The sequence below is a fragment of the Croceivirga sp. JEA036 genome, assembly GCF_011882165.1.
GTDB lineage: Bacteria > Bacteroidota > Bacteroidia > Flavobacteriales > Flavobacteriaceae > Croceivirga.
On record NZ_JAATON010000022.1, the window covers coordinates 1 to 1042 of the forward strand.

A 1042-nucleotide genomic window follows, 5' to 3' on the forward strand; every position below is an offset into this window, starting at 1 on the left:
ATTATTATCTACTGTGGAAGCAATTCCGTTTCCATCTACACCATTTGCACCGTCTGCACCCGCTGGACCCTGTGGGCCTACTGCACCGTCTGCGCCATCATTTCCTGCTGGTCCTTGTGGACCGGCTGGACCCTGTGGACCTTGAGGTCCTTGTGGTCCTTGTGGTCCTTGTGGACCGGCTGGGCCTTGTAGGCCTACTGCACCGTCATTACCTGCTGGTCCTTGTGGACCCGCTGGACCTTGAGCGCCTTGAGGACCTGTCAAATCTGAGGTGGTAAAGCTGGTACCATCCGTATAATTTAAAGTGAACGTACCGTCATTATTATCTACTGTGGAAGCAATTCCGTTTCCATCTGCACCATCAGCACCTGCTGCTCCGTCTGCACCCGCTGGACCTTGCGGACCTGTCAAATCCGAAGTGGTAAAGCTGGTACCATCCGTATAATTTAAAGTGAACGTACCGTCATTATTATCTACTGTGGAAGCAATTCCGTTTCCATCTACACCATTTGCACCGTCTGCACCCGCTGGACCCTGTGGGCCTACTGCACCGTCTGCGCCATCATTTCCTGCTGGTCCTTGTGGACCCGCTGGACCTTGAGCGCCTTGAGGACCTGTCAAATCCGAAGTGGTAAAGCTGGTACCATCCGTATAATTTAAAGTGAACGTACCGTCATTATTATCTACTGTGGAAGCAATTCCATTTCCATCTGCACCGTCTGCACCCGCTGGACCTTGTGGGCCTACCGCGCCATCATTACCTGCTGGTCCTTGTGGACCGGCTGGACCCTGTGCACCTTGAGCGCCTTGAGGACCTGTCAAATCCGAAGTGGTAAAGCTGGTACCATCCGTATAATTTAAAGTAAACGTACCGTCATTATTATCTACTGTGGAAGCAATTCCGTTTCCATCTGCACCGTCTGCACCATCAGCACCTGCTGGACCTTGTGGACCCGCTGGACCCTGTGCACCTTGAGCGCCTTGAGGACCTGTCAAATCCGAAGTGGTAAAGCTGGTACCATCCGTATAATTTAAAGTGAAC

The 1042-nt window shown here is 52.1% G+C and carries 1 pseudogene; it reads right to left on the bottom strand.

The features are described from left to right. Window positions 1–1042, bottom strand: a pseudogene (locus HCO57_RS16570) (hypothetical protein); the annotation flags it as partial.